Here is a 23,687-nt window from a genome sequence, read left to right as displayed (position 1 = left end):
CCCGCTCGATCATCATGACCTCCAGCCTCGACGAAGCCATTCTCCGCGTGCTGCCGACGGAACGTGACGCCGTCGCGTGGCTGTCGACGCCCGAAGTGCGCCGGCGGCTCGAGGAGCGCGGGCATCGCGTCGGATACACGAAGAAGGTGCAGCGCCATCTCACCGCACTGGAAGCAGAGTCGCGCGTCATCTCGACGATCAACGGCCGCGAACTGCTGTGGCAGCGCAAGCCGTGGCTGCACGGGCTGCAGGAAGGCGTCGGGTTGATGAGCGCGTCGGAGGCCGTCGCGTTCCACATCCTTCAGCGCTTCGCCGGCAACAAGCTGCCGAACGCCGTGACCAAAGACATCGACCCGCTGTTCCAGGCTGCCCAAGCGCGGCTGTCGCAGGAGAAAGCGGATAGCCGGATCTATCGCGCGTGGGCGGACAAGATCGATTCCGTCGATGGCGCTTTCACGCTGATCCGCCCGAAGCTGCGTCCGGACATCTTCAACACGGTCGCCACCGCGACGTTCTTCGAACGCGAACTGCTCGTGCAGTATCGCCCTGCCTACAAGGGCGAAGGAAGCGCCGATCAGAAGACGAGGCGTCTTTGGCCGCTCGCGCTCGTCGAGTCGGCGGGCGTCATGTACATGGTTGCGCAGGACCCGGGCCGCGCACCGCGCATCGAGCAGGGCGAAACGGAAGCGGCGCGCGCGCTGTATCGGCTGGACCGCATTCGTTCGGTGACGGAGTCCGGCGAGCCGTTCACCTATCCCGAAGACTTCAAGCTGCGCAAGTACATCGAGACGCAACAGGCATTCGACTTCCTGCCCGAGCCGCCCGTACGGCTGGAACTTGCCTTCGAAGGAAGCGCGGGCAATCAGTTGCGCGAATCGCCGATGTCGAAGGATCAGCATATCGACACGCTGCCCGATGGCCGCATGAAAGTAACCGGCACGGTCACGCCCAGTCTCAAGCTGCGATGGTGGCTGCGCGCGCTCGGCGCGGGCGTCGAGATTCTCGCGCCGCGTTCATTGCGCGACGAGTTCGCCGACGATTATCTGAAGCTCGCGAAGCGTTACGCATGAGCGACGAACCCGAGCTCCAGCAAGCCGCAGGCTGGCTGCGCGATGCCGATGGCCTGCTCATCACCGCAGGCGCGGGCATGGGCGTCGATTCCGGCCTGCCGGATTTTCGCGGACCCGAAGGCTTCTGGCGCGCTTATCCGGCATTGCGGCATCACGGGTTCTCGTTCGAACAAATGGCCAATCCTACGGGTTTCACGCGGCATCCGCGGCTGACGTGGGGCTTTTACGGGCATCGGCTCGCGCTCTATCGCGCGACGCAGCCGCACGACGGCTTTCACGTGCTCCGGCGATGGGCCGCGCAAATGCCTCGCGGCGCGTTCGTGTTCACGAGCAATGTGGACGGCCAGTTCCAGCGCGCGGGCTTCGCACCGGAACGCGTCGCGGAATGCCACGGCTCGATTCACGCGATGCAATGCATCGATGCCTGCACCGGCGATATCTGGCCCGCCGACGCTTTCCATCCTGTCGTCGATGAGACGCGCTGCGAGCTCGTCAACTCGCCGCCGATGTGTCCGCATTGCGGGCGTATCGCGCGTCCGAATATCCTGATGTTCGGCGACTGGAACTGGATCGACACGCACGCCGCCCGTCAGGAGCAGAGGCTAGCCGCATGGCTTCAGGGCGTGACGCGGCTCGTGGTCGTCGAGATGGGCGCGGGCCGCGCATTGCCGACCGTCCGACGCTTCAGCGAGCGCCACGGCCCGCTCGTGATCCGCATCAATCCGCGCGAGCACGGCATTGCGCCGGGCGTGGGCGTCGGCATTGCGGGCGGCGCAAAGGAAACGCTGCTGCGCCTCGATCAGCTCATGTAGCGCACGTTGACCTGCGGCCCGAACACGTCGCGCACCATGCCGACGAGATGATCGTGGTGGCTCAGGAAGATCACCTGCGTGCGCTTCGCCAGATGCGCGAGCACGCGCAGACCGGCGCGGGCGCGGGCATCGTCGAAATTGATGAAGAGATCGTCCGCGACGAACGGCAACGCCGATGCCTTCTCGCCGTGCTCCTCGAGCGCCGCGAGCCGCAGCGCGAGATACAACTGATCCCGCGTGCCCTCGCTCATGCCGCCGATTTCGACATGCTCGCCGCTCGCCGCTCTCACGGCGGCCAGCGCCATCGGCTGGCGATCGTAATCGACGACGAGCCGCGCGAACGCGCCCAGCGTCAGCTCGGAAAAGATGGCGCTCGCACGCGAGAGCATCGGGCCTTGCCGGCGTTCGCGGTATCGGTCGATCGCCCATTTCAGCAGCGTCGACGCCGTCTCGACCTTGACGAAGCGCTCGGCTGCGTCGGCCATCGCGGACAGCGCTTCCTGGCGTTTGGCCTCGGCGCGCGCGGCGTTCGCTTCGCCGGAAATGGCATCGAGTTCGCGCTTCGCGGCGGCCAGCTCGGCGGCGAGTTTGGTCGATGCGTTCACCGACTCGTTCAGCGCCCCGCCGATCAACGAAAGCTCCGCCTCGACGCTCGCGATGTCCGCGCCCTCCACCTCCGCGATGAGCACGTCGAGCGTCAGCCCGTCGCCGCCCTTGATGAACGCATCGCGCGCATCGTTGACAGCCGCGGTCAGTTCGCGCTTGCGCGTGGACCTCGCGATGCGCGCCGCGAGTTGATCCGGCGTATCGACGCCCGCGAGTGCGTAAAGCGGCCGCAGGCTCGCGCGCGCTTCCTCCACACCGGCTTTCGCCGCGCTCATCTGCCCGTTCGCCGCCGCGAGTTCCTTCGCGATGCGCTCGGCTTCCGCGCGCGCGGCGCAGGCGCTGTCGAGGCGCGTCGACAATTCGAGCGAGATTCCGTGCGCTTCGAGCGTGGCGAGCTCGCTGTCGACCTGTCCCGCCAGTCGCACCGCGTTCGACGCCAACGCCGCCAGGGACGCACGCATTACGTCGATCTGACCGGCGCGTATCGCATCCACTTGCGCGAGCTGCTCGCCGATTCTCTTCACGATGCCGATGGCCGTTTCCGCCGCCGACTGGGAATCCGCCGCAACGGCGACGCCCGCCTTCCCGACCGCCGCCGACCATTCGCCTTGCCAGCGCGCGAACGCTTCATGCGCGGCCTTCGCCGTGGACTGGCGGGCGACGCTCTCGGCGCGCGCCGTGTCCAGTTGCCCGCTGACATGCCGACGCGTGAGCGCCGCCGCATCGATTGCGCTGATGTGCGTTTCCGCGATGTCGCATAGCGTGTCGAGTCGCGCGGACGTATCGATGGCGACGTTCGCATCCGCAAGGTGGCGCGCGAGGTCGTCGCGACGCGCGGCGGCATCGGCGGATTCGCGGGCGAGCTCGGCCGTGTGCCTGTCCAGTGTTTGCGACGCGGCCAGCGCCTGTTCGCGGCGCGCGAGCCACGAAGGAACGTCGTCGAGCGCCATGTCCGCGATCTGCGATTGCACGGCGAGCGTGCGCCACAATGCGTCGAACGCTTCGAGCGCGGCCGTCGCGTCGCGTTGGGACTGCCGACGGCGCTCGACGGCCTGTTCGTCGGCGGATACGCGGCGCTTGAGCGCGGCCAATTGCGTCGACTGGCCGACCGAACCGAGCTGGCGATCGGCGAACTCGTCCGCCGTGCGCATTGCGGTTTCGAACGTCGGCGCGCCGCTCGCAAGCGTCACTTCGCCCGACCGGATCGCGAGCCATGCCGCGTCGCGCGCGCCGCGTGCATCGCGCACTTCGTCGCCGGTCACGACGCGATGCGTCTCCACGAAGTCGCCGAGTTCCGTTCGCGTGTCGTCGAGCGTGTCTTGCGCTTCCTTCAGGCGATCGACGGCCACTGCGACCCGCGACGCGAGCGATTGCCGCTCATCGCGCATCGCCGCGATGCGTTCGGCCGCGGGCAAGGTCATCGCCTGCAATTCGGCGAGCGGGCGCGTCCACTTGCCGAGCGATGCCAGCCCCGCTTGCAGCGCGTGTTCGGCCTCGCGGCGGGCATCGCCGAGGCGGCGCTGCGTTACGTCGGTATCGCGATATTTCTGGGCGGCACGCACGGCCGCGCGCAAGCCGGGCGCCACGTCCGTGTTTGTGCTTGCCGCGAGGCGCGCTTCGAGCGCAGCGATTTCGGCGATCCCTTCTTCCACCGCCTGCATCGCATGACGCGCGGCAAGCTCGAGCTCGCCCCGTTCGAGCATGAGGCTCGACACCGCCTGCAACGCGAGCGGCCCCGGCAGCGAGCGGCGCGCGCCGGCTTCGTCCTGCGGCCAGCCGAGCTGCGCGCAGTCTTGCGCGATCTGCCGCAGACGCGCGGCGACTTCCTGTTCGAGCCGCGCGATCTCGTCGGCGTGATTCACGCACTGATGCCGCGTCGCTTCGAGCGCGCGAATGTCCGCTTCGACTGCGAGCAGCGTCTCATCGATGCGAATCTCGCCCAACTCCTTCTTTAATTGCCCGACGTCGTTCGCGTGCAGATCGAACGCGGTCTGCGCGGAGGCGAGGCGTGTCAGCGCGTTCTGCAACGTGGCTTCGGCGTTGGCGGGAAGATCGGCCGTATCGCCCAGTTCGTTGAGTTCCGCCGACTTCTCGCGCCACACGTTCAGATACGGCGCAACGCGACGGATGCGTTCGAGCCGCGCCCGCTTCGCTTCGAGTTCGGCGCGACGCATTTCCTGCTCGCGGCTGCGCTCCTGCACGTCTTCGACCGCGCCGTGCGCGCGACGCCACTGCGCGGTACGCACGCTCGCGGTCTTCAATTCGGCGCTCGCTTCTTCGTATTGCTTGAGGCCGATGTAATACGCGCGCTCGCCGGACTTGCGCTTCGCCCAGAGGCTGTCGGCTTCGTCCGCAAGGCGCTGGCGCACTTCGCCGAGGCTCGCGATGCCCGCCGCCGACTGGAACAGCACCTGGCCGACATCGCTCGACGCATCGAGGATGCTCTGGCCGCCACGGATCAGCGCGGTGTGATCGAGGCAATACATCTGCTCGAAGAAGCTCTTGTCGGCGGTGCCGAGAAAAGGCGCGAGCGCGTCGGCGGTGAGCGCGTCGCCATTGGGCGTGACGAGCGGCGACTTGCGGCTCTTCGTGCGATGAAACGCAATGCCCGCTCCGTCCTTCTGGAGCTTTGCGCCGAGCCGCAGATCGCTCTGCGGATGCTGAAACGCAAGCGACGAGCTATGCGGCATGCCGAAGAGCAGTTCGGAAATGGCCGTTTTGATTGTCGATTTACCGGCTTCATTCGGGCCGACGACGAAATGAAAGTCCTGCTCCGCCGATGGAAACTCGACGGCATGGTCCGTGAACTTGCCGTAGCGGATGAGATCGAGCTGACTGATGCGCATGCGTTACTCCGCGTCCGCGAGTTGCGCGATGAGACCGGAGCGCACTTCGCTCACGAGCTTTGCGAGATCGCCGTCGCGCACGTATTCGAGTTCGGGCACGGACTTCTGCAATTCGGCCGGCGCCTGCGACGCCAGCGTGATCAGCCGCTCTTTCAGCATCGCGAGGAATTCGGGATCGGATTCGGCTTCGATCAAAAGGCCGTGAAGGTCGGCGAGCGCATCGGCGGCGCCGTCTGCGTTCGATGCTCCGAGATCGCGCGCGATCGGCTGCGTCGCCACTTTCACTTTCTCGAGCCACAGGCTGTCGTGGCTGATCGCCGCGATCTGCGCGAGCACTTCGGCGCGCAGTTGCGTCGCGTTGGCGAAGAGTTCGCCGTGCGCCTTCGTCGCGCCGGTGATCGTCACGCGCACCGCGTGCGGCACCGGCCGCTCGGCCTGTTCGATCAGCGCTTCGAGGGCACGCCCCGCCGCGCGCGCGACTTCATCGAGCGTGGCCAGGTCGGATGCATCGATCGTGACGGATTCCCAGCGCAATACGTCGATGAAAAGCCGCTCGACGCTCACTTCCTCCGATTCGGACACGTTTACGATGACCGCGCCGCGCCTGCCCGTCTCGCGAATGTTGCGCCCTTGCAGATTGCCGGGAAATACGATTGTCGACGACTCGTCCCACATCGCGAATTCGTGCACGTGACCGAGCGCCCAGTACTGATACTCGCGCGCATGCAGTTCGGCGACGGTACACGGCGCGTAGTTCGCATGCGCCGCCGATCCTTCGAGCGCCGTATGCAGCACGCCGATGTTGAAGTACCCGTCCACCGGCGACGGATACGCGCTCGCCAGATTTGCCGTCACCGCCTTGTCCTTGAAGCTGTGACCGTGCAGCGCGACCTTGAGCGCGTCGATGCGATAGGTCTGCGGCTTTCTCGTCGAAAACGTGTGGACGTTGTCGGGTAATTGAAGCTGGCTCGTCATCTCGCTTTCGGCGTCGTGGTTGCCGTAGAGCACGTAGACGGGAATGTTCGCGCGGCGCAGCTTGCCCATCTCCTTGCAGAAGAAGATGCCGGTGTTGTGATCGCGCCAGGTGCCGTCGTAAAGATCCCCGGCGATGACCATGAAATCCACCTGCTCGTCGATGGCAATCGACACGAGCTTCGAGAACGCCTCGCGCGTCGCGTTGCGCAGCATGTCGGCGGGTGCGTCGGCGTAGGCGGACAGGCCGTGCAGCGGGCTGTCGAGATGAATGTCGGCCGCGTGGATGAAGCGCATCGCGTTGTCTTCCCCTTGAGTGTTGGTGTCGCGCTCGATGCATCCGGACGACGATGCTTGCACGCAGTCAGGACAGCTCGCGTCTCGATCGAACGCGCATAGCGGCATCGGTAAGAGACGCGATGTGTCCCTGCGCAAACGGACAATCGTCGAAGATCAACACGAAGCGAGGTCTACCGATGACAAGTCCCTACACCACGCATACCGTCGATGCCGCCATCGTTCATCTGGAACGTGTCCTGTCGGCTGAAGGCGCGAATTCGCTGTTCGGCCAGACCTACTGGCGCACGCGCGTGCAGCAGGTCAGCGCGACGCACGGCCTGCAGCGCAATCAGCGAATGCGGCTCGACCGGCTGATGACCCGGCTCGCCGATGCTTCCCGCGCCGGGCGGCCACGATGAGCGCGGCTACGCACGCTCCACGGCCTGCGCAAGCGCAACGAATTCCGCGACCGGCACTTCTTCGGCGCGGCGCGCGAGATCGAATCCGAGCGCGTCGAAGTCGATGCGGTCGCGATACGCGGACAGGTTGTTGCGCAGGACCTTGCGGCGCTGGGCGAACGCAGCCTTGACCACGTCGCTCAGCACTGCGTCGTTCACGGCCGGCAATTCATGCGGCGCGAACGGAATCATGCGGACAATCGCCGAGTTCACTTTCGGCGGCGGATTGAACGATTCAGGCGGCACGTCGATCAGCTTGTCCATCACGTAGCGGTACTGCAGCATCACCGACAGGCGGCCGTAGTCCTTGCTCGCCGGCTCCGCGATCATGCGCTCGACGACTTCGTCCTGAAGCATGAAGTGCTGATCGATGACCTTCGGCGCGAACGCCGTCAGGTGGAACAGCAGCGGGCTCGAAATGTTGTACGGCAGATTGCCGACGATGCGCAGCGTCGGCTTTTCGCCGTCGAGCGCGAGCGAGCCGAAGTCGAAGTCGAGCGCATCGGCGGAATGCACGACGAGCTTGTCGCCGAAGCGCTTTTCTAGGCGGCCGATCAGATCGCGGTCCAGTTCCACCGCATGCAGCGGCGATTCCGGCGTGGACAGGCGCTCGATCAGCGGCTCGGTCAGCGCGGCAAGCCCCGGGCCGATCTCGACCATGCGCTCGCCGCGCTTCGGCGCGATGGCATCGACGATGGAATCGATCACGCCCTGGTCGACGAGAAAGTTCTGGCCGAAGCGCTTGCGCGCGAGGTGGCCTTGGTGTTTGGTGGACATACTCGTTGGAATGAATGCGCGTGCGGTCAGACGCCGCGCTTGTGACGCGCCATCGTGACGGCGGCGTCGATCGCGGCGATCAAGCTGCCCGCGTCCGCGCGCCCGGTGCCGGCGAGATCGAGCGCGGTGCCGTGATCCACCGACGTGCGGATGATCGGCAAGCCGAGCGTCACGTTGATGCCCTCGCCGAACGTCGCGTACTTGAGCACCGGCAGGCCTTGATCGTGGAACATCGCGAGCACGCAATCGGCGTCTTTCAGATAACGCGGCTGAAATAGCGTGTCAGCGGGATAAGGGCCCGGCGCATCGATGCCGAGCGCGCGGGCGCGTTCCAGCGCAGGCGCGATGACGTCGATTTCCTCGCGGCCCAGATAGCCGTTCTCCCCCGCGTGCGGATTCAGGCCGGTCACGAGAATGCGCGGCGCGGCGAGGCCGAAATGCGCGCGCAGGTCGTGATGGATGATGCGCAGCGTATCGACCAGTCCGTCGACGGTGATTGCGGCGGAAACGTCCTTGAGCGGCAGATGCGTCGTGGCGAGCGCGACGCGCAGCGGGCGCTGGCCCGTGCCGGCGAGCATCATCACGACGCGCGGCGTGTTCGTGCGCTCAGCGAGATATTCGGTGTGGCCGGTGAAAGGCACGCCGGCATCGTTGATCGTGCTCTTTTGCAGCGGCGCGGTGACGATGGCGTCGAAGCGGCCCGCAACAGCGCCGTCGATGGCGGCATCGAGCAAGCCGAGCACGTAGCGTCCGTTGGCGGCATCGAGCTTGCCCGCCTGTGCCGGCGCCGCGAGCGCATGATGCTCGATCTGGACCGGCTCGCCGCTCGCGGGCCAGGCGCCGCCCGCCCGCGCTTCGAGCAATGCGCGGTCGCCGAGCACGACGAATCGCACCGACGGCCAGCGCGATCGCGCTTCGCGAAGCGCCACCGCCGTGAGTTCCGGACCGACGCCCGCCGGCTCGCCCGTCGTGATGGCGACGGTGACGGCGGCGGTTTCATCCGGATGCGCGGCGGCGTTCATCGGGCTTATTGCTGCGCTTCCTGCGCAGCGATGCCTTTGTATTGCACGTAGGCGGTGTCGCGCAGTTCACGCAACCAGTCGGAGTACGCCTGCTCGGCCTTGCGCTGACCGATCGCCTGACGCGCGATGTCGAGCTGTTGCGTCGCCGATCCTTCGGCTTCGCGGCGGCTCAGCACCTGGATCAGGTGATAGCCGTACTCGCTGCGCACGGGATCGCTGACCGCGCCGTCCTGCAGGTTGTTCATCGCGCGCTCGAACTCAGGAACGGTTTCGCCCGGGCTGATCCAGCCGAGGTCGCCGCCCTGCGATGCTGACCCGTCTTGCGAATACGTGCGGGCGAAGTTCGCGAAGTCGCCGCCCGACGCGACTTGCTGCTTGATATCGAGCAGCTTCTGGCGCGCCGACGCTTCCGACATGCCGTCCGACACGCGCAGCAGGATGTGACGCACGTGCGTCTGAACCAGCTTCGGCGCATCGGCTGCGGTGCCCTGGCTCGCGCGGCGATCGACGAGCTTGATGATCTCGAAACCGCCATCGGTGCGCAGGAGCGTCGGCACGACCTGGCCCGGACGCAGCGTCGACACCGACGAGACGATGCCCGCCGGCAACGTGCCCGGCGCGCGGAAGCCGAGATCGCCGCCCTTGGCGGCGTCGGTGTCCTGCGAGTTCTGCTTCGCCAGCTTCGCGAAGTCTTCGCCCGCCTGCGCCTGCTTGAGCACGGCGTCGGCCTTGCTCTGGACGGCGGCGACTTCCGACTGCGGCGCGTCCGGAGCCAGCTTGAACATGATGTGCTGGAGGTGAAGATCGCTCGCGTTGCGCGAGCCCGGCCCGCGCTGGCTTGCGATGTAGTTCGCCACTTCGCCATCGGACACGGTGACCTTGCTGTCGACTTCCTTCTCGCGCAGCTTCGAGAGCGTCAGTTCCGTGCGCGCGTCGCGCATGAACGTGGCCCAGGTCACGCCTTGCGCCTCGATGCGCGAGCGGTAGACGTCGAGCGTCATCTGGTTCTGCTGCGCGAGGCGCTGCAGCGTGCGGTTGACGGTGGCGTCGTCGATCACGATGCCGTCTTCCTTCGCCCGCTGCAACTGGATGCGCTCGAGCACCATCTGGTCGAGCACCTGCTGACGCATCTGTTCGACGGGCGGGACCGGCGCGTTTTGCTGCTTGAGCCGCTGCGCGATCAGGCTCGTGCGCTCTTCCAGTTCGCGCTGCGTGATGACGCCGTCATTGACGACCGCGACGACGGAATCCGCGATCTGCACATTGCGATTCGACAACGCCTGCGCACCGGCCGGCGAACTCACCATCAGCGCCGCGGTGAGCGCGGCGGCGGCCATTGCCGTCGATCGAAACAGTTTCATGTTTGCCACAGATACTCCATCAAATCCACACTTGACCCATTCGTGCGCTCGCGTGTGCTCGGGCGGCGAACGGGGATGCTGTCAGAGAACGCCTGCTTCCCGCCTCACTCGTAGTCGCTGAAGCGAGCGAGCGGCGGAGCCGACGGCGGCGGCGGCTGGTAACCCTGCACGCTGGCGCGGAACGCGCTGACGAGACCGTTGTCGACCTTGGACAAGCCCTTGAACGTGATCTGCGCAAGCACGCGCGTGCCGGACGAAGGCTGACCGCTCGTGTTCACGCCGTTCGCGTAACGCTGCGCGCCGAAGCCGAACGCCCAGCAGTCGGCATCGTACTGGAAGCCCACGAGGCCGTCGACGAGACGGTGGCTTGCGAGATCATAATTGACACGCGCCACGGCATACAGGCGATTCGTCAGCGGCCATTCGCCGGACACGAGAAGCTGGTTGATCGGCTCGTTCACCAGCGTGGTCTGGTTCGAGCGCGTGTACCGGTAGCCGACGTTGATCACCTTGCGCGCGGCCGGGCTGTACGCGAAACCGATGCTCGAACGCACGAGCTGGTTATTGTCGACATTATATTGGAACGCCGTTTCCGAGGCGAAACCCGCGCCCAGCTTGATTGCCGCGCCGGCGATGAGGTCCGAGTGCTTGGCCTCGTTGATCGGCTGGTCCTGCGAGATCGTGACGCGCTGGCTCGTGAAATAGTACTGCTGCGCGATCACGAAACGCGCGCGCTCGTCGCCCGTCGCCGGATTGATGAAGCGCGTCGTCAGGCCCGCCGTCAGACGGTTCGCATCCGCGATGCGGTCGTTGCCGACGAACGTGTTCGGCGTATAGATTTCGGCGAGCCCGAAGTCGGCTTCGGCGGTATCGAAGATCGGCGCGAAGTCCTGATTGCGATACGGCGTATAGACATAGTAGAGCCGCGGCTCCAGCGTCTGAATGTAGTCCTGCCCGAAAAGCCGCACCGAACGGTCGAACACGAGGCCGGTGTCGAGGCTCAACGTCGGGATCGATTCGGTGAAGTTCTTCGGCTGATTCGCCGGCGTGAGCGGCTGCCCCGGAACCGGTCCGGTCGCAATGTGGCTCAGGTCGTACGACGCGAAGTGCCATTGCACCTTCGGCGTGAAAAAGTAGCCCGGCGCGTTGATCCCGTAGCTCAGGTACGGGTTGAAGTACATGCGCTGACCGTCGGTCGCGCCTTCCTGCGTGATCGTGAAACGCGTGAAGTCCGCTTCCGCGCCGTAGTCGAAACCACCGACGTTGTACTTGTTGTACTGCACGTTCAACTGCGGTTCGCGCGCGTACGGCGGAATGGACGGCTGCAATGTCTGCCAGCGTTGTTCGCGTGCGAGCACGGACCACGGGCCGTTGTTGTACGTGAGCCCCGCTTCCTGCTGATACAGCAGTTGCGTGCCGTTCAGGAACTGATTCGACGCGTTGCCGAGGTCTTCCGGATATTGATCGTCGGAGACCTTGTTGTAATTCACGTACGCGCCGAACCCGCCGCCCAGGTTCTGGCGATGCTGCCAGAAGATCGCATAGCGGTTCGTATGCGTCTCGCGGTCGTTCGGCAGATAGTCGACCGTAAGCGTGCCCGAATACGTGGGCGACAGATAACGATAATTCGCCTCGCCCAGCACGCCCCGCCGGGACATGATGCGCGGCGTGATCGTCAGATCGCGGTTCGGCGCGATGTTGAAGTAATACGGGATCGTCGCTTCGAAGCCGGTCGTCGAGCTGAGCGAGAACGTCGGCGGCAAGAGACCGCTGCGGCGATCGCCCGTCAGCGGAAACGAGAGCCACGGGCTCGCGAACACCGGCACGCCCTGGAAGAACAGCACGCCGTTATGCGCGACGCCCTCTTCGGAGCCGGTATCGAAATCGAACGACGAACCCTTGATGTACCACGACGGGTCCGCTTCGCATTGGCAGGCGGTATACGTGCCGTGATCCACGCGGGCCCGCTCGTTATCGATCAGGTCGATGCGTTCCGCGCTGCCCGAGCCGCCCGTCAGATTGAAGTGGTACTTCGGGTTCGTCATGAACCCTTCGTTCGAACCCACCTTGAGGTGCGCTTCCGGTCCCACGAACGACACGCCGTTGTTGATCAGCCTGACATTGCCGAAAGCATCGGCCATGTCCGTATCCTGATCGTAATGAAGCGCATCGCCCTTGATGACCGTGACCGAGCGGCGCACTTCGGCCGCGCCCTTCGCGGCCATGTCTTCGTCGGACGTGCCGGTGGTCTTGTCGCCGAGCAGAAAGGTCGTGGGCTGCTGGCCGCTTTTCAGCGGGCGTTCGAGCAACTGCGGCGCGAGACGCAGGCTGCCGGGGCCGTCGAGCGGCTGCGCGTCGGCAGCGGGGTCGACGAGTTGTGCGTGCGCGAGAGCGGGCATCAGGCCCGGAACGGATAGCAGCGCGGCGACGAGCCGCCGCCTGCGTGGCTGAGCATCGCCCTGGATCTTCGATACGGGAAACTGTCGTGGCGGCATGTATGGGTGGCGGTTCGATTCCTTTCGCGTCACGCGCCCGATGCCGCCGCGTGAGCGGCCGCGCTTCGCCCGCGTCAATGCCGTGATCGAACTCGACGGTCCGTGGCCATGCAGGGACGACACTCGATCGGACGTTGACGCGGCACGGTCGTCGGCGCCTGGCGCCAGGCGCGAACAGCTAGCTCAAGGATCGCTTAAAAAAGTCGTGGGGTATTATATGGCAAGATGTTTTGCCTCTCGAATTTATGACGCACATTCCCGCCGACGCCCGCCTCGATCAACTCCGTTCCTGGCTAGAGACTTACGCCGACCGCTATCGGCTCGACCTTGCCACGCTCGCGCCCGCCTCCGCCGATGCGAGCTTTCGCCGGTATTTCCGGCTCACGAGTGAATCGGAGCATGGCGGCACGGTGATCGCCGTCGATGCGCCGCCGCCCGAAAAGTGCCGCGAGTTCGTGCAGGTCGCAGGGCTGCTCGAAGCGGCCAACGTGCATGTGCCGAAGATTCTCGAAGCCGATTTCGACGCCGGCTTCATGCTCGTCACCGATCTCGGCACGACCACTTATATTTCCGCACTCGACGAAAAGAACGCGCGCCCGCTGATGCGCGCAGCCATCGACACGCTGATCCGCTTCCAGCAGACCGCGCGCGAAGGCGTCCTGCCGCCGTTCGACGAAGCGTTCCTGCGCCGCGAGATGGAGTTGATGCCCGAGTGGTTCATTGGCCGCCATCTGGGCCGCGAAGTTACCGCCGACGAGCGCAAGACGCTCGACGACACATTCGCGCTGCTCGTGCAAAGCGCGCTCGCGCAGCCGCAGACCTTCATGCTGCGCGACTTCATGCCTCGCAATCTGATGGTGTGCGAACCGAATCCCGGCGTGCTGGATTTCCAGGATGCGGTGTACGGGCCGATCACCTACGACATGGCCTCGCTCGTGCGCGACGCATTCATTAGCTGGGACGAGGAGTTCCAGCTCGATTGCATCGCGTATTACTGGGAGCGCGCGAAAAAAACGGGGCTTCCCGTCGATCCCGATTTCGGCGAGTTCTACCGGCAACTCGAATGGATGGGCCTGCAGCGGCACATCAAGATCATCGGGCTGTTTGCGCGCATTCATTATCGCGATGGCAAGCCGCGCTATCTCGCGGACCTGCCGCGTTTCATCGGCTATGCGCGCAAGGTCGCCGAACGCTACGCGCCGCTGTGGCCGTTCGCACGCCTGCTCGATTCGCTGGAAGGCCGCGCGGTCGAAGTCGGTTACACCTTTTGAATTCACGATGACACACGCTTTGAAGACGGCGATGATCTTCGCCGCCGGCCGCGGCGAACGCATGCGCCCGCTCACCGATACCTGCCCCAAACCGCTGCTCGAAGCGGGCGGCAAACCGCTCATCGTCTGGCAGATCGAGCGGCTTTCGGCGGCGGGCATCGAAAGCATCGTCGTCAATCACGCCTGGCTCGGTGAGCAGATCGAAGCCGCGCTCGGCGACGGCTCACGCTGGGGCGTCGAACTTCGTTATTCGCCGGAAAACGAAGCGCTGGAGACGGCGGGCGGCATCGCGCAGGCACTGCCGCTGCTCGGCTCCGGCGTGTTCATCGCGGTCAGCGGCGACGTGTTCTGCGACTTCGACTACGCCACCTTGCGCGAGCGCGCGAATTCGCTCGCTTCAGATGCGACGCCCGGCATGCACCTCGTCATGGTGCCGAATCCGCCGTTTCATCCGAAAGGCGATTTCGCGTTGATCGACGGAAGGCTCGCGCTCGACGGCGAGCCACGCTTCACGTTCGGCAACATCGGCCTGTACGACACGCGCATGTTCGGCGATCTCGCGCCCGGCACTCGGCGCGCGTTGACGCCTTACTACCGCGAGACCATCGGTGGCGGACGGGCAACCGGCGAGCTTTACACGGGCCGCTGGGAAAACGTCGGCACGCCGGCGCAACTTCAGGCGCTCGACCAGGAACTGTGCCAGCGCTGACGCGGACGCGGCCCGGATTGGGACGCATCCGATGGTAAAATGCGCGGTTCTCCCGTCTTTTCCTTCCAGCCGCAAGCGGCAGCCGACACGCCATCATGTCCGATACCCGTCCCGATACCCTCTTTGCGCTCACCGCGCTTTCGCCGCTCGACGGCCGTTACGCCGCCAAGACCGAAGCTCTGCGTGACTGGCTTTCCGAAGCCGCTTTCATGCGCCATCGCGTGACGGTCGAGATTCACTGGCTGATCGCGTTGTCGCGCGCCGGCTTCGCGGAAGTGCCGCGCTTCTCTGATGCCTCGGAGCAGTTCCTGCTGGCACTGGCCGAGCGCTTCACCGCACACGACGCGGCGCGCATCAAGGATATCGAGCGCGTCACGAACCACGACGTGAAGGCGGTCGAATACTGGCTCAAGGAATCGGTCAAGGGCCAGCCGGAACTGGAGCGCGCGAGCGAGTTCATCCACTTCGCGTGCACGTCGGAAGACATCAACAACACGTCGCACGGACTGATGCTCGCGGGCGCGCGTGAGCGCGTAATGCTGCCGGCGCTGCGTTCCGTGCACGAGCGTCTCGTGAAGCTCGCGCACACGCACGCCGAACAGCCGATGCTTTCCCGCACGCACGGTCAGCCTGCCAGCCCGACGACGCTCGGCAAGGAAATCGCCAACGTCGCGGCGCGTCTGTCGCGGGCGATCGAGCGCGTCGCGCACGTGCCGCTGCTCGGCAAGATGAACGGCGCAGTCGGCAACTACAACGCGCATCTGTCGGCATATCCGGAGTTCGACTGGGAAGCGTTCTCGAAGGATGTCGTCGAGAACCGGCTGAAGCTTACGTTCAATCCGTACACGATCCAGATCGAGCCGCACGATTACATGGCCGAACTGTTCGATGCCGTCGCGCGCGCGAACACCATCCTGCTCGACCTCGACCGCGACGTGTGGGGCTATATTTCGCTCGGCTACTTCAAGCAACGCACGAAGGCAGGCGAAATCGGCTCGTCGACGATGCCGCACAAGGTCAACCCGATCGACTTCGAAAACTCGGAGGGGAACCTGGGCCTCGCCAATGCGACGCTGCGCCATCTCGCCGACAAGCTGCCGATTTCGCGCTGGCAACGCGATCTGACGGACTCGACCGTGCTGCGCAACATCGGCGTGGCGTTCGGCTATTCGCTGCTGGCTTACGACGCGCTGATCCGCGGTCTGGACAAGCTCGAAGTGAATGCAGCGCGCCTGAACGAAGATCTCGACAATTGCTGGGAAGTGCTCGCGGAGCCGGTTCAGACGGTGATGCGCCGCTATGGCATCGAGAATCCGTATGAGCAATTGAAGGAACTGACACGCGGCAAGGGCATCACGCGCGATGCGTTGCAGGCGTTCATCAACGGCCTCGCGATTCCGGCCGATGCAAAGCAGTTGCTGCTCGATATGACGCCGGCAACGTATATCGGCAAAGCGGTCGAACTGGCGAAGCGCATCGCCTGAAATCGCTTCGAACGTCGCGTGAAGCAAAAAGCCCCGAATTTCTCGGGGCTTTTTGCTTTCTACCGCGTCTTCAGCTTTTCCATCACGTTATCGACGATCTGCTCGGGCGTGAGCTCGATGCTCTCCGTGATCGCTTCGTCCTCGCCCGGTTCCTCGAGCGTATCAAGCTGGCTTTGCAGCAGCGACGGATCGAAGAAATGGCCGGTGCGGTGGCCGAGACGTTCGCGCAACACGTCCATCGTGCCTTTGAGATAGATGAAGCACACGTCCTGGTCGCCGGCGCGCAGCACGTCACGATACGAGCGCTTCAGCGACGAGCACGTGAAGACGGCCGTCTCCCCTGCCCGCTGCTTTTCCTCGATCGCCGCGCGGATCGTCTTGAGCCACGGCCAGCGGTCTTCATCGGTCAGAGGGATGCCGTGATGCATCTTCTCCTTGTTCGCGGCGCTGTGAAAAGCGTCGCCGTCGGTGAACGGACAGTGCAGGCGTTCCGCCAGCAATTCACCGATCAGAGACTTGCCGGCGCCCGAGACGCCCATCGCGATCAGAATCATCGAATTCTCCTTACACGACCGTCGACATTGCGAGGGTCAACCCCAGTCCCATGAGCGAGATGATGGTTTCGAGCAGCGACCACGTCTTGAACGTCTGCCCCACCGTCATCCCGAAATACTCTTTGATCAGCCAGAAGCCGCCGTCGTTCACGTGCGAGAAGATCAGCGAACCCGAGCCTGTCGCGAGCACGAGCAGTTCCGGGCTGACATGGCCGCCCGCCGCCGATGCGATCGGCGCGACGATGCCGCACGCGGTCGTCATCGCGACCGTGGCCGAGCCGGTTGCGAGGCGGATCAGCGCGGCGACGAACCAGCCGAGCAACAGCGGCGACAGGCTCGCCTGCGTTGCCGTCGCGACGATCTGCTGTGAGATTCCGCTGTCACGAAGCACTTGCCCGAAGCCGCCGCCGGCGCCGACGATCAGCGTAATGCCGGCGATCGGCGCCAGACAGTCGCCGCAGAACTTCTGAATCTGCTCGCGATTGAAGCCTTGCTTCGCGCCGAAGGTCCAGAAGCTGACCAGGACCGCGATCAACAGCGCGATATCCGACTGCCCGATGAAGCGCAGCAGATCGTTCGGCAGCGTTTTCGGCGTGAAGACGAGGTCGGCCCAGCTCCCGATCAGCATCAGGATAACCGGCAACAGAATCGTGAACAGCGTGGTGCCGAAACTCGGCAGTTCGCGCTTCGCCGCGCTGTCGCCGTGCTTCTGCACGAACTGGTCGGCCAGCGCGTTCGCGTCCGGCAGCTTGATGTATCGGTGGATCAACAAAGCGAAGAGCGGCCCTGCGACGATGGCCGTCGGCACACCGATGATCAGGCCGTAGGCGATCGTCTTGCCGATATCCGCGTGATACGCCTGGACTGCGAGCAGCGCGGCGGGGTGCGGCGGAATCAGGCCGTGCACGACGGAAAGACCGGCGACCATCGGCAATCCGATCACCAGCAGCGACTTCCCGGTGCGGCGCGCGACGTTGAACGCGATCGGAATCAGCAGCACGAAGCCGACTTCGAAGAACACCGGCAAGCCGACGATGATCGCAACGACCATCATCGCCCAATGGATGTTCTTCTCACCGAACAGATTGATGAGCGTATTGGCGATCCGCTCGGCGCCGCCGGATTCGGCCATCATCTTGCCGAGCATCGTTCCCAGACCGACAACGACGGCAATGTGTCCGAGCGTATTGCCATTACCTGTTTCGAACGCCTTGACGATCTTGTCCATCGGCATGCCGACGGCGAGGCCGAGCAACAGGGAAACGATCAGAAGAACGAGAAACGGATAAACCTTGAAGCGGGTAATCATCAGGATCAGAACCGCGATCGCGATCACCGCGTAGAGCAGCAACATGCTCCCGTGGACGGCTGGCATGACGCCTCCTTGATTTTGTTGAGAATTCTGTGGGCTATGTGTGCATTGACCGTTGACACTGCGACGCCGCAAACGTGGCGTCAGCGCACGCATGACACCGGGCAACGGAATTCTACTTGCAAGCGAGAACAATCGCGGAGAAACACGGTTTCCCGCGGCCATTCGCGCAGTGCGGGGCGTGCGTGCAAGCGGGACACCAATGAAAAAAACCGATGTTCGATTGAACATCGGTTTCTTGCGTACAGCGCGAGCCGCGATGGCTCGATTCATTGTGAGGCCTCAGGCCGCCAGCTCAGATGGTGTCAGCCGCCGCATGCGAAATCGAATTGGCGTGCGCTGCTTCCGCCCGGCCTGAGCTGAGGATTGTCCAAGGCCTGGACAGCGATGACCTGCCGATCTTTGCAGATCTGCGAAGCCTTCGACATACACGATTTCTGCGACTCGAATACGCCCGAGCACGTCACGCGATAGGCGGATTGCTGCTGCCCGGCGATATCCAGCTTTCGAGCCGTATAGGTCATGCTCGTATCGGTTGTGCAGGCCGACGCCAGCCCGGCGGCGACGATTACCGCAATAAGAAGTTTCGACATCTCGTTGATTCCAGCTAAGTCTGTGCGAATGCCATCGGCCTTGAACAGCGGACTATCGACAGCTTCCACGTTCTGGACCGCGGCGGGCAGCGCGTCCATGCCCGTCGACAGCGAGTTGATGCTCGTCGAGGTCGAAGCCGACAGCGAGTTCATACCGGTCGACAGCGAGTTGATGCCCGTCGAAGTCGAAGCCGACAGCGAGTTCATACCGGTCGACAGCGAGTTGATGCCCGTCGAGATCGAAGCCGACAGCGAGTTCATACCGGTCGACAGCGAGCTGATGCCCGTCGAGGTCGACGCCGACAGCGAGTTGACGCTCGTCGACAGCGAGTTGATGCTCGTTGCCCCTGGAGACCGAGGTCGACAAGGGACCAGACGTTCCGCAGATCTGGTTATAGGTTGCGTTGCCACTAGCAATCCCCTGAATACTTCCGCCAGCGTTCGTGAAGTAGTAGGCGTTGGTGGGGGTGCAAGTTGCAATACTTGGCGCCGCCCAGGCGCTCGGCATACCACCCAACAGCATTGCGACAGACGCGCCTACGCCCGCTGCAAGCGGGCCCATGGCGGAAACGGAACGCTGCCGACCGAGTTGCGCCGAAGTTTGTCCGTCCGCGTCCGAACCAGGCGTCGTTCCCTCGGTGCTCCTCTTTCCTCGCGCCATCGCGGTTTCCGCGACGGCGACGAACGTCCCTACTTTCTCATTCCAAATACTGCGGTATGACTTGTTCATAAACCGAATTGACCCAAAAAACGAGCGTCTGCTACAAAAAACAAAAAGGAAAGACCTTCTGACCACGGCATAGAATATTCGCCATCTGCCAGCGATGAAGCGGACACGTCCTAAAAAGAAGGAAACTCGGTGGCGAAATACGAAATCGGGTTTTCGTCTTTTTTTAGGAAAATTCGCATTTCATTTGATGGTTTTAATGGAAGGAGAAGCAAGTCGAGCAACGACTGAATCTGTCGGCCATACAAGTGGAAGCGCGCGACGCGTCCGGAGACCGCGCCGAAAAAAAATATGGGCCCACGCAAATGAGAACGGGCGGTCCAAAGGACCGCCCGTCAGATCTGATTAGCTGAAAATGCGGAAAAAGATTAACGAATGGGTCTTTGCAGCAAAGAGTCCAGCAATGTTGAATAGTCGCGGATCAAGGCATCACTTTCCGGGAGAAAGCGAGCGATTCTCGAACGCTGCTTTTCGCGATATTGCTCCAGTTGCACGTCGTGTTCTTCGACCGCCTGGAGCAGCCTGCGCGCGCCCTCGTTCAGGTCGTTGGCCTGATAGTAATAGCCGAGATCGGGACACAAGGTCGCGTTGTGAACGAGCGGATAGCCCTGCCAGCACACTTCCAGATAGAAGTAGTTCAGCGGATTTTCCCACTGGTGCGAAACGACAATGTCCGTGCGCTCAGCCAGAAAGGTCGGCGTATCGAAGCGGCCCAAGAAAACAGCTTTATGCTGCCGCACGATGTCGAGCTGATTCATCAGCGAGATGAATTCCTTGCAGTCGATGGCGAGATGCTGCGCGTTCGTCACCTGCAGCAACTCGATGGCGTCCGGCCGCGCCCGGTACGCCAGTTCCGCGATCATCGTCGGATAGAGACAGAACTTGACGACGTTGATATTCGGCTCCATCACGCTCAGCCGGCGAGGGCCGGCGCGGCGCTGATATTCGCCCGAGTGCGGCAGGGCTGCGGTGCGCGCGTTCAGGAAAATGGGGCTCCAGATAAACGGCACCACTTGCGCGGTCTGACGGCGCAGCACTTCGAAATAACCCTGACTGATGTTCGCAACCTGCGGAATCATCCAGATGGCGTCGTACCGCTGGTTGACGAACAAGTGCTCGCCGAAACTCGGCTTGCTGAAAATGACCGACTCCATCGCATGCACGTATTCGAACCCGCAGCAGTAAGACACGAGCCGTGCTCCGCGCTGCTTGAGGTAGTCCGTCGCTGCGGGATCGATCTGTCCGCCGAGTTCGATCAGCACATCGACGTTGTCCTTGATGTCATCGAACGTGACCGTGGGCCATCTTTTCAAATCCCAGAGCAGTTTGTCCGTGATAGGGACATGCGTGGTATTCACGAGCGAGACGCTCGCCACATTCGGACAGTTCTTAAGTGCCTCGGTCAGAAACACTGCATTCTGCTTGATGCCGTTTTTCCATAACGTTTCGGCTTCGTGATGCAGCCCGATTGTGATGCCGATGCGTAGCTTTTTCATCGCTCAATACTCCAATACTTCGACTCAAAGACCTTGAGTCCGTCGTCATGTTCTCGTGTAGACCGCTTCGAGTGCTTGCGTGTAGATCCGCACGTTCTGCTCGTTTTCCGGATCGAGCGTATGCAGGAACGCTTTTGCGGTCGCGCGATAACTGTCGAGGTTCTCGTCGTGCGTGGCGAATGCGCGTCGCAATGCCCTGCCACCCTCTTCACAGTCGAAATCGTGATATCGATAGCCGCAGTCGCCAATCAGATGCGAGTTGTGAACGAGCGGATAGCCGCCGTACAGCGCCTCGTAATACACGTAGTTCTGGGGGTTCTCCCAGTGATGGCAGACCACTGCGTCCACCGACGCCGGCACGATCTGCGCGAATGGGAAACGTCCCTCGAAGGAGCCGAGCCCGTGTTTCACGAGGTCGAGGCTCTGTGCGAACCCCGCGAAAGCCACATGCTCCTTCAGCTTGAAGGTGTTGAAGGCGTACATGCGCTCGATCATGTCCGGGTTCTCGCGATGCGCCGCCTCGCAGCAAAGCATCGGGATAAAGCTGGTCTTGACCATGCAGACGTTCGGCTCGAAGATGCCGATGCGCCAGCGGCGACGGCCAGGCTCATAGCCGAACTTTCTGCCGTCCGGCAGCTTCGCGGCTTCGCGGTCCAGAACCACCAGACTCCACAGGTGAGGCATCAGCTTGACCGGCGCGCGGAACAGCGTTTCGAAGTATGGCGCGCAGCTGTTCTCGTACTCGGGAAGCGTCCACACTTCGTCGTAAGGCGCGCCCGAGATCAGGAGCGCGTGCTGCAGATTGAAGATCATGCGCTCGATATCGATGACATAGTCATTGCCGACGCGCATCGTGATGATCTTTCCGCCACGCTCCTTGAACTTGATCGACCATTCACGATTGAGCTGCGCGCTCATTTCGATCATCACGTCGAGCTTCGGCAACGCGGTTTCCATGTCGATCAGCGGCGCTGGCGAATCCTGGAGAAAGCGCTCGGCGTCCTGCGGGCCGCTATCGCCGCCGCCCATCACGAGATACGTGGCTTTAACGCGCGGCGAACGCTTGAGCAGCATTACGAGGTACAGGCAATTCTGGAAGATGCCGTTCTCCCACAGCGACTGCGCGCCCTTGCGGATGAAGATGGACACGCCGACATTGATCCGTTCCGGCATACGGGATTTCGATTGGTTCGTCATACGCCGACTTTCGCCTCGCCGTTATTACAAAGATGCAGCAACCGATCCGCGAAAATATCGAGATTCGCTTGATTGAATGGATTCACTGAGTCGATGACTCGCTGCGCCCGCGCCCGATAATCGGCAAGCGACGCATCGTGCTCACGAGCGGCGCGCAGCAACTGGCGCCCGCCCTCCTGAGCATCGAAATTGGGGTAGTAGTAACCGGCGTCGAGCCACGGCGAGTTGTGTATCAGCGGATACCGCCGTACAGCGCGTCGAGATACAGATAGTTCTGGTCGTTGCCCCATTGGTGCGACACGACCGCGTCGGCAAACTGCGCCATGAAGCCAGCGATGTCATGGCGGCCATGAAACGTGGCCTTGCCTGCCTTCACGACATCGAGTGAATTGGCCAGGTGAACGAGCGTCGGGTGATCCTTCATGTGCAGCGTATTAAGCGCGTGCATGGCCGAAACGCTCGACTGATCGGCGCGGTATGCCTCTTCGCAGATCAACATGGGAATGCTCGACGCTTTGACAACCGAAATGTTCGGTTCGAATATCCCCACGCGAAAGCCCTGCGGTTCCTGATCCCGTTTCATCGACGCGTCGGTACGCGGCTGGTAGCCGAATTGCAGACCGTGCTCGTTGACTTCCGCGATGCGGTTTTCGAGAAACTGCGGGTGCCAGATGAACGGAATCAGATGGACGTCGCAGCGATGCAGCGTACGCATCATCGGAATCGAGAGGCGGTCTTTGTGCATCAGCCAGATTTCGTCGTAGCGGTCCGGCCGGATGGTATGGACCGGCTTCTCGAAAACCGGCGGCTCGACGAGGCCCACGTACGGTTGGCCGCAACAATAGAAGACGACTTTCTTGCCTCGGGCTCGCATGAGATCGAGCCACTGCGTGTCCAGCGTGCCGCCCATTTCGAAGACGACATCGACAGCGTCCGTGGCATCCTGCGTACGCATGATGCGCAAGCCGTTCGCCGCCATATCGACTTGCGGAGGCAACGCGTTTTGATCGCCGACATCGATCAGTGAAATTGTTTCAACGAAAGGCAGCTTCTGAAGCGCCTCCGCAAGGAAGACCACATTCTGGCCCAGACCGTTCTGCCAGATGTTTTGCCCTTGATGCGTTACGACTGTAATTCCGATTCGAATAGCCACCGAATTGATTTCCCGAATAAACAGAATTGCGCGAGGTGAAATGAAAGCACGGTGTATTGGCCGGAGCCCGAGCCAGCGGCGCCTTCGACACGGGGACGGGTAGTAACGTCTCTGCCAACGAGCGCGACGTGCTTCACTAAACGGTATGAGCTTGAATATATACAAGAACGTCCAGAATTAACAGCAAACGGAGATTTAATGAGATTGTTCTTATCGCTCAGTCGAATCGGATATTTCTTACTGAATTTATGATTCGTCGTTTTCTTATCTTATTTCTCGACGCGAAAAGCAGGCCATTTCGAGACGTGCGTCCTGAAGGACTGGAGCCTTCGGTCGCGAAAGAGAGAATGCGATGGGTGCGGCTTCGTGATGGTATCGCCGGAAGCGCCAGACGGCACTGCAGGAGAAAAAGGCGCGCGGCGCAGAAGGCCGC

19 protein-coding genes and 1 pseudogene are annotated in these 23,687 nt (G+C 63.0%); 6 read left to right on the top strand and 14 right to left on the bottom strand.

What is annotated here, in order from left to right:
- The first annotated feature begins 14 nt into the window (after window positions 1-14).
- Together P9220_RS06595 and P9220_RS06590 are read left to right on the top strand one after the other, a co-directional pair.
- Window positions 15-1,070, top strand: coding sequence for a WYL domain-containing protein (locus tag P9220_RS06595; protein WP_309764108.1), 1,056 nt, complete (start codon window positions 15-17; stop codon window positions 1,068-1,070).
- The gene (locus tag P9220_RS06590; RefSeq protein WP_309764107.1) at window positions 1,067-1,882 is read left to right on the top strand and encodes a Sir2 family NAD-dependent protein deacetylase; all 816 of its coding nucleotides are present in this window, start codon (window positions 1,067-1,069) and stop codon (window positions 1,880-1,882) included. The genes P9220_RS06595 and P9220_RS06590 overlap by 4 nt, the downstream gene beginning before the upstream one ends.
- Here the strand turns inward: P9220_RS06590 and P9220_RS06585 are convergent.
- Together P9220_RS06585 and P9220_RS06580 are read right to left on the bottom strand one after the other, a co-directional pair.
- Window positions 1,870-5,334 (bottom strand): AAA family ATPase, encoded by a 3,465-nt coding sequence (locus P9220_RS06585; protein WP_309764106.1) that lies wholly within the window; start codon window positions 5,332-5,334, stop codon window positions 1,870-1,872. The genes P9220_RS06590 and P9220_RS06585 overlap by 13 nt on opposite strands.
- Before the next feature lie 3 nt (window positions 5,335-5,337).
- Window positions 5,338-6,603, bottom strand: a complete 1,266-nt coding sequence (locus P9220_RS06580) for a DNA repair exonuclease (RefSeq protein ID WP_309765407.1) — start codon at window positions 6,601-6,603, stop codon at window positions 5,338-5,340.
- A 179-nt stretch (window positions 6,604-6,782) separates the two neighbouring features.
- On the opposite strand from P9220_RS06580, the gene P9220_RS06575 reads away from it, so the two are divergent.
- Window positions 6,783-7,004, top strand: coding sequence for a hypothetical protein (locus P9220_RS06575; RefSeq protein WP_309764105.1), 222 nt, complete (start codon window positions 6,783-6,785; stop codon window positions 7,002-7,004).
- Window positions 7,005-7,010: 6 nt separating this feature from the next.
- Here P9220_RS06575 and rsmA read toward each other — a convergent pair whose 3' ends face one another.
- From rsmA to P9220_RS06555, 4 genes are all read right to left on the bottom strand, one after another.
- The gene (rsmA, locus tag P9220_RS06570) at window positions 7,011-7,820 is read right to left on the bottom strand and encodes a 16S rRNA (adenine(1518)-N(6)/adenine(1519)-N(6))-dimethyltransferase RsmA (RefSeq protein WP_309764104.1); all 810 of its coding nucleotides are present in this window, start codon (window positions 7,818-7,820) and stop codon (window positions 7,011-7,013) included.
- A gap of 26 nt (window positions 7,821-7,846) precedes the next feature.
- Entirely contained in the window at window positions 7,847-8,842 is a 996-nt protein-coding gene (gene pdxA, locus P9220_RS06565) for a 4-hydroxythreonine-4-phosphate dehydrogenase PdxA (RefSeq protein ID WP_309764103.1), read from the bottom strand.
- Window positions 8,843-8,847: 5 nt separating this feature from the next.
- Window positions 8,848-10,212: a peptidylprolyl isomerase gene (locus P9220_RS06560; RefSeq protein ID WP_404989527.1), complete on the bottom strand. Its 1,365-nt coding sequence runs from the start codon at window positions 10,210-10,212 to the stop codon at window positions 8,848-8,850.
- A 95-nt stretch (window positions 10,213-10,307) separates the two neighbouring features.
- Window positions 10,308-12,698, bottom strand: a complete 2,391-nt coding sequence (locus P9220_RS06555; RefSeq protein WP_309765406.1) for an LPS-assembly protein LptD — start codon at window positions 12,696-12,698, stop codon at window positions 10,308-10,310.
- Window positions 12,699-12,943: 245 nt separating this feature from the next.
- Here P9220_RS06555 and P9220_RS06550 point away from each other — a divergent pair, with 245 nt between their 5' ends.
- The 3 genes from P9220_RS06550 (at window position 12,944) to purB (ending at window position 16,162) form a co-directional block, all read left to right on the top strand.
- Window positions 12,944-13,969, top strand: a complete 1,026-nt coding sequence (locus P9220_RS06550; RefSeq protein ID WP_309764101.1) for a phosphotransferase — start codon at window positions 12,944-12,946, stop codon at window positions 13,967-13,969.
- 7 nt (window positions 13,970-13,976) lie between these two features.
- Window positions 13,977-14,678 carry an N-acetylmuramate alpha-1-phosphate uridylyltransferase MurU gene (gene murU / locus P9220_RS06545; protein ID WP_309764100.1) on the top strand — a complete coding sequence of 234 codons (702 nt, stop codon included), beginning with the start codon at window positions 13,977-13,979 and terminating at the stop codon, window positions 14,676-14,678.
- A gap of 95 nt (window positions 14,679-14,773) precedes the next feature.
- Window positions 14,774-16,162, top strand: a complete 1,389-nt coding sequence (gene purB, locus P9220_RS06540; RefSeq protein WP_309764099.1) for an adenylosuccinate lyase — start codon at window positions 14,774-14,776, stop codon at window positions 16,160-16,162.
- A 59-nt stretch (window positions 16,163-16,221) separates the two neighbouring features.
- Here purB and P9220_RS06535 read toward each other — a convergent pair whose 3' ends face one another.
- The 8 genes and pseudogenes from P9220_RS06535 to P9220_RS06500 form a co-directional block, all read right to left on the bottom strand.
- On the bottom strand, window positions 16,222-16,716 hold the full coding sequence (locus tag P9220_RS06535) for a gluconokinase (RefSeq protein ID WP_309764098.1): 495 nt from the start codon (window positions 16,714-16,716) through the stop codon (window positions 16,222-16,224).
- Window positions 16,717-16,726: 10 nt separating this feature from the next.
- Entirely contained in the window at window positions 16,727-18,091 is a 1,365-nt protein-coding gene (locus P9220_RS06530) for a GntP family permease (RefSeq protein ID WP_309764097.1), read from the bottom strand.
- A gap of 302 nt (window positions 18,092-18,393) precedes the next feature.
- Window positions 18,394-18,942, bottom strand: a complete 549-nt coding sequence (locus tag P9220_RS06525; protein ID WP_309765499.1) for a hypothetical protein — start codon at window positions 18,940-18,942, stop codon at window positions 18,394-18,396.
- 361 nt (window positions 18,943-19,303) lie between these two features.
- A pseudogene (locus P9220_RS06520) lies at window positions 19,304-19,411 on the bottom strand (ESPR domain-containing protein); the annotation flags it as partial.
- 365 nt (window positions 19,412-19,776) lie between these two features.
- A complete protein-coding gene (locus P9220_RS06515) occupies window positions 19,777-20,904 on the bottom strand; it encodes a DUF2827 domain-containing protein (protein ID WP_309764095.1) in 1,128 nt (375 codons plus the stop codon).
- A 45-nt stretch (window positions 20,905-20,949) separates the two neighbouring features.
- Window positions 20,950-22,101: a DUF2827 domain-containing protein gene (locus tag P9220_RS06510; protein ID WP_404989526.1), complete on the bottom strand. Its 1,152-nt coding sequence runs from the start codon at window positions 22,099-22,101 to the stop codon at window positions 20,950-20,952.
- Window positions 22,098-22,391 carry a DUF2827 family protein gene (locus P9220_RS06505; protein ID WP_309764093.1) on the bottom strand — a complete coding sequence of 98 codons (294 nt, stop codon included), beginning with the start codon at window positions 22,389-22,391 and terminating at the stop codon, window positions 22,098-22,100. Before P9220_RS06505 ends, P9220_RS06510 begins: the two co-directional genes overlap by 4 nt.
- Entirely contained in the window at window positions 22,334-23,254 is a 921-nt protein-coding gene (locus P9220_RS06500) for a DUF2827 family protein (RefSeq protein WP_309764091.1), read from the bottom strand. Before P9220_RS06500 ends, P9220_RS06505 begins: the two co-directional genes overlap by 58 nt.
- Between the last annotated feature and the right edge of the window lie 433 nt (window positions 23,255-23,687).

This window comes from Caballeronia sp. LZ016 (assembly GCF_031450805.1).
GTDB lineage: Bacteria > Pseudomonadota > Gammaproteobacteria > Burkholderiales > Burkholderiaceae > Caballeronia.
This window is presented reverse-complemented; position numbering and strand designations above follow the sequence as displayed.

Bases quoted from the DNA above. Each gene is read 5' to 3' on its own strand.
- P9220_RS06555 (WP_309765406.1), bottom strand. From the start codon at position 12,698: ATGCCGCCACGACAGTTTCCCGTATCGAAGATCCAGGGCGATGCTCAG.
- P9220_RS06525 (WP_309765499.1), bottom strand. From the start codon at position 18,942: ATGAACTCGCTGTCGGCTTCGATCTCGACGGGCATCAACTCGCTGTCG.
- murU (WP_309764100.1), top strand. From the start codon at position 13,977: ATGACACACGCTTTGAAGACGGCGATGATCTTCGCCGCCGGCCGCGGC.
- pdxA (WP_309764103.1), bottom strand. From the start codon at position 8,842: ATGAACGCCGCCGCGCATCCGGATGAAACCGCCGCCGTCACCGTCGCC.
- P9220_RS06550 (WP_309764101.1), top strand. From the start codon at position 12,944: ATGACGCACATTCCCGCCGACGCCCGCCTCGATCAACTCCGTTCCTGG.
- P9220_RS06530 (WP_309764097.1), bottom strand. From the start codon at position 18,091: ATGCCAGCCGTCCACGGGAGCATGTTGCTGCTCTACGCGGTGATCGCG.
- P9220_RS06510 (WP_404989526.1), bottom strand. From the start codon at position 22,101: ATGACGAACCAATCGAAATCCCGTATGCCGGAACGGATCAATGTCGGC.
- P9220_RS06575 (WP_309764105.1), top strand. From the start codon at position 6,783: ATGACAAGTCCCTACACCACGCATACCGTCGATGCCGCCATCGTTCAT.
- P9220_RS06515 (WP_309764095.1), bottom strand. From the start codon at position 20,904: ATGAAAAAGCTACGCATCGGCATCACAATCGGGCTGCATCACGAAGCC.
- P9220_RS06595 (WP_309764108.1), top strand. From the start codon at position 15: ATGACCTCCAGCCTCGACGAAGCCATTCTCCGCGTGCTGCCGACGGAA.
- P9220_RS06585 (WP_309764106.1), bottom strand. From the start codon at position 5,334: ATGCGCATCAGTCAGCTCGATCTCATCCGCTACGGCAAGTTCACGGAC.
- purB (WP_309764099.1), top strand. From the start codon at position 14,774: ATGTCCGATACCCGTCCCGATACCCTCTTTGCGCTCACCGCGCTTTCG.
- P9220_RS06535 (WP_309764098.1), bottom strand. From the start codon at position 16,716: ATGATTCTGATCGCGATGGGCGTCTCGGGCGCCGGCAAGTCTCTGATC.
- P9220_RS06505 (WP_309764093.1), bottom strand. From the start codon at position 22,391: ATGGGGCAACGACCAGAACTATCTGTATCTCGACGCGCTGTACGGCGG.
- P9220_RS06580 (WP_309765407.1), bottom strand. From the start codon at position 6,603: ATGCGCTTCATCCACGCGGCCGACATTCATCTCGACAGCCCGCTGCAC.
- rsmA (WP_309764104.1), bottom strand. From the start codon at position 7,820: ATGTCCACCAAACACCAAGGCCACCTCGCGCGCAAGCGCTTCGGCCAG.
- P9220_RS06590 (WP_309764107.1), top strand. From the start codon at position 1,067: ATGAGCGACGAACCCGAGCTCCAGCAAGCCGCAGGCTGGCTGCGCGAT.